4 protein-coding genes and 1 pseudogene are annotated in these 3,095 nt (G+C 61.5%); 3 read left to right on the top strand and 2 right to left on the bottom strand.

Annotated elements, in window-relative coordinates; translation table 11 throughout:
- Positions 1-84 precede the first annotated feature (84 nt).
- Positions 85-483, top strand: coding sequence for a PIN domain-containing protein (locus ACFHYO_RS16000; protein ID WP_394321726.1), 399 nt, complete (start codon positions 85-87; stop codon positions 481-483).
- A 13-nt stretch (positions 484-496) separates the two neighbouring features.
- Positions 497-851, top strand: a pseudogene (locus ACFHYO_RS15995) (integrase core domain-containing protein); the annotation flags it as partial.
- Positions 852-1,035: 184 nt separating this feature from the next.
- Here ACFHYO_RS15995 and ACFHYO_RS15990 read toward each other — a convergent pair.
- Entirely contained in the window at positions 1,036-2,205 is a 1,170-nt protein-coding gene (locus ACFHYO_RS15990) for a zinc-dependent alcohol dehydrogenase (protein WP_394321724.1), read from the bottom strand.
- Positions 2,206-2,360: 155 nt separating this feature from the next.
- Here ACFHYO_RS15990 and ACFHYO_RS15985 point away from each other — a divergent pair, with 155 nt between their 5' ends.
- Positions 2,361-2,522, top strand: coding sequence for a hypothetical protein (locus ACFHYO_RS15985; RefSeq protein WP_394321722.1), 162 nt, complete (start codon positions 2,361-2,363; stop codon positions 2,520-2,522).
- Here the strand turns inward: ACFHYO_RS15985 and ACFHYO_RS15980 are convergent.
- Positions 2,515-2,808, bottom strand: coding sequence for a putative quinol monooxygenase (locus tag ACFHYO_RS15980; protein ID WP_394321720.1), 294 nt, complete (start codon positions 2,806-2,808; stop codon positions 2,515-2,517). The two genes, ACFHYO_RS15985 and ACFHYO_RS15980, sit on opposite strands and share 8 nt — an antisense overlap.
- Positions 2,809-3,095 lie beyond the last annotated feature (287 nt).

The following is a 3,095-nucleotide window of genomic DNA, read 5'->3' as shown; positions in this document are numbered from 1 at the left end:
CTACGCCGGCTGAGCTCCTGGATGGGTTGCGCCGCTTCCGCGGCAGGCTGCCCGCTGCGGACCGCCTGTGCCGTGACGCGGCGAATGAGCGCTGATTTCCTCGATACAAATGTCATTCTCTATCTGCTGGACGATGGCCCCAAGGCAGACCGCGCCGCCGAAGTCGTCGCCAGCGGCGGGACGATCAGTGTGCAAGTGCTGAACGAGACGCTGGCCAACTGCATCCGCAAGGCCCGCATGAGCTGGCACGAAGCCGCCGAGTTTCTCGCCGAAGTTCAAGCGGTGTGTCCGGTATGCGATCTGACGGCCGAGGTGCATCGCGTTGGCTTGGCCTTGGGTGGACGTTACGGGTTTTCTGTTTATGATGCGATGATCGTAGCGGCCGCACTGGTGAACGGCTGCGACCGACTGCTGAGCGAGGACATGCAGGACGGCATGCTGGTCGAAGGCAGGCTCCGCATCATCGATCCTTTCCAAGTTTAGGCACCGGGCCACCGTCAGCGACAACGGAACCGAGTTCACCAGCAAGGCCATCCTGAAATGGGCCAACGCGAACGGCGTCGAATGGCACTGCATCGACCCGGGCAAGCCGCAGCAGAATGGCTACATCGAAAGCTTCAACGGCAGCCTGCGCGACGAATGCCTGAGGAAATCTTCGACAGCTTGGCTGATGCCCGCCGCAAACTGGCCCTCTGGCGTTACGACTACAACAACGTCAGGCCCCATTCCTCGCTGGGCAACAAGACCCCGTCCGACGCGCGCTGAGCGCTTGAGCAATCTGAGGGCTCCGCGCCCGGCGCGCTTGCCACACCGAAACCAACCAATATCAACCCCAAGGACTCTCGTTATGAACGAGGGACGACCGGGGGCAGGTCAAAGGCAATGTCCTACAAACGGTATCCGTTTGGCGCTGCATGGATGCCGACCTGGTCGGCGGGGCAGGTGAGCTCATCGATGGCAGATGGCAGCACGGTCGAGTCCGACGCCAACCGCGACAAGCGGAGGACGCCGGGTGACCTGGTCAGGAGCGAGACCTCAGGGTGTCATTACGCACTTGACACATTCCGAACGTTTGTCCCGGAAGGACTCGTAAAAGCCGGGACCGTCCTCGAGCGTGCCACGATGGGTGATGATGACGCTGGGATCGATCTCGCCCGCCTCGATCCGCTTTAGCAGGCGGTCCATGTAGGCGCGGGTGTTGGTCTGCCCGCCCCGCAGCATCAGGCCCTTGCCGAAGGCGGCGCCGATGGGAAACTTGTCCACCAGTCCTGCATAGACGCCAGGGATCGATACAGCTCCGCCCTTGCGGCAGCACATGATCGCATCGCGCAGTGCGTTCGGCCGGTCGGTTTCCATCATCAACGTCGTCTTCACCCTGTCATAAACATTACCGATGACCGACGCGCCATGTGCCTCCATCCCGACGGCGTCAACGCAGCGATTTGGGAGCTTTCCGACCGTCAGTTCCATCAGGCTCGCATAGCTGTCCTGTTCGGACAGGTCGATCGTCTCGGCACCCGCTTCGCGCGCCAGCGCCAGCCGACCCTTTTCGAAGTCCAGCGAGAAGACGCGCTCCGCCCCCAGCATCAGCGCCGAGCGGACGGCGAACTGGCCCACCGGCCCCGCGCCCCAGACCGCCACAATGTCGCCCGGACCGGTGCCGATCTGTTCGACCGCCTGGTAGCCGGTCGGGAAGATGTCGGTCAGGAACAGCACCTTTTCGTCGGGCAGGCTTTCGGGAACGGCCAGCAGCCCCACGTCGGCGTGCGGCACACGGACCAGTTCGGCTTGGCCGCCGGCGTATCCGCCGAAAAGATGCGAATAGCCGAACATCCCCCCACCCGACTGGCCATAAAGCTTTTCCACCTTTTCGTGATCAGGGTTCGTGTTCTCGCACAACGAGAAGGCATCGACACGGCAGAAATCGCAGTTGCCACAGGCGATGTTGAAGGGCACCAAGACCCGGTCGCCAACCTTGTGCTTGCCGACGCCCTTACCGATGGCGACGATTTCACCCATGAACTCATGACCCAGCACGTCACCCTTGCGAACCTCGGGGATGAAGCCGTCGTAAAGATGCAGGTCGGATCCGCAGATCGCGGTCGAAGTGACTCGGATCACGACGTCAGTCGTTTCCTCGATGGTCGGGTCATCGACAGTGTCGACCTGGACCTTGCCGGTCCCTTGAAAAGTGAGGGCGCGCATAGGCTTTCTCCTGCTTGACTAAGGTACAATGCCGCGTGGGCACCCGCAGCTCCGCTAATATTTGCGTGGCTTTCTGAAAGCTCACCCTTCAGATTCCAGGGTCAGACCCCATAAATTGTCTTGAGGCAGCTCGGTCTGAATCTCACTGGTCGCAGATGGGCGTTTTCGCCCGGATCTTCGTCGAGTTCGCCCAGCCGGGCGCCGACGGCGAGACCATCATGATCGACAGCACGCACATCACGGCACAGCGTACGGCAGCGATCTGCCGTTCGCCCAAGCCCGACGGAATGGTGCCGAGCACTCTGCTATTTATTTAGCTGCCAGTAGGGTGAACTTATGGATCTGCGGCGGTTCGGAAAACAGCTCATCCGCCTTGTCCATCAGTGCGGCGGCAACCTTGCCGTTAAGATGCGCCTGCCGATCTTCCTCTGTGTCGAACGTATCAAAGATCGCGTACGCACCGGGACCTTCCTGGATCGCATACCAGGTCAGGGTACCGGGCTCGGCTTGAACGAGCGGTAGCGCCGAGGTGAGAAAATCGGCGACATCGCTTTCTTTTCCGGCCTTGGCCTTCAGTGGCACGTACAGCGCAAGTTTGGCCACGATCAACTCCTCAAGGTAAACGAAAAGATATCATCTGGAAAAATAAACAGGCGAGAGGGTCAAACGTTCCCGGCTCAGGACTCACAACCAGAACATGACGGTTGCAGCGGCCTTTCCCATCCATCGAGATCCGCGTGCCGACGCGGCCCTGTCCAAGCCTGCCCGCAACCGGCGAAGTCCCAAGGTGGGCGCGACCCAGCCTTGTCAGGCGGGCGAGGGCAGGGCCGCCGCATCCCAGATCCGGCCGTGCCATTCCGGGGAGCCGCCGAGAGCATCGAACGCCGCGT

Source organism: Paracoccus panacisoli (assembly GCF_042435015.1).
Lineage (GTDB): Bacteria > Pseudomonadota > Alphaproteobacteria > Rhodobacterales > Rhodobacteraceae > Paracoccus > Paracoccus panacisoli.
This window is presented reverse-complemented; position numbering and strand designations above follow the sequence as displayed.